Raw genomic sequence first — 872 nt, forward strand, 5'->3', positions numbered from 1 at the left:
GGATGCCCCCAATCCGGCCCGTGGTTGCCCCGCCGCGGAGCTCGTCCCTGCCCGGCTCCGGGCCAAGGTGCGGGGGTGGCGGGAACGCCGCCACCCTGACTCCATCGAAAAACGCCACCGCAAGGGCGTCGCGGACCGGCGGGTCGAATTCACCCCGGACCGTGACGGCATGGCCTGGATCGCCGCCTACCTCCCGGCCGACACCGCCCTGGCGATCTGGAACAGGACCACTGCCATCGCCCGCGGCCTGCAGGGACCGGACGAGCCCCGCACCCTTCCCCAGCGCAAAGCCGACGTCCTCGCCAACCAGCTCCTCACCCACAGGATTTCCACCCCGGAGGAAGACGCCAGGACTGGAATAGCCACAGCCTTCACCACCGAACCTGGAAAGGTTCCGACGCCACGGACCGAAGTCCTCGTCACCGTTCCCGTGTTCGCGCTCCTCGGGCTGACGGACGAACCCGCGGTGCTGGACGGGTACGGTCCGATCCCGGCTTCGATGGCGCGGAAACTCCTCGCCGGCGGCGCCGAATCCTTCCACCGGGTCCTGGTCGACCCGAGAGACGGGACGCCACTGGAAATCTGGCGCACCAGCTACCGGCTCACCAAAGCCATGAAGAACGCCCTGCAGCTCCGGGACGGCAGATGCACGTTCCCCGGCTGCAACAACAACTCTTTGGACAACGAAACCGACCACCTCAAAGCCTGGCAGTACGGCGGAACCACCGGGATGAGCAACCTGGCACAGCTCTGCCCCAAACACCATCACCTGAAACACAACAGCCGCTGGACACCAACCCCGGCCACGAAGAACGAACCACCCGGCTGGACCTCACCCACCGGCCGCCACTACCAGGCCGAACCACCCGACC

The 872-nt window shown here is 67.4% G+C and carries 1 protein-coding gene; it reads left to right on the forward strand.

Going from position 1 to position 872, the window contains the following annotated elements; all coding sequences use genetic code 11:
• Positions 1-872 (forward strand): HNH endonuclease signature motif containing protein (locus FDW83_RS18920; RefSeq protein ID WP_138139605.1); only part of this gene is annotated, 872 nt, incomplete at both ends.

This window comes from Pseudarthrobacter sp. NamE2 (assembly GCF_005796205.1).
GTDB lineage: Bacteria > Actinomycetota > Actinomycetes > Actinomycetales > Micrococcaceae > Arthrobacter.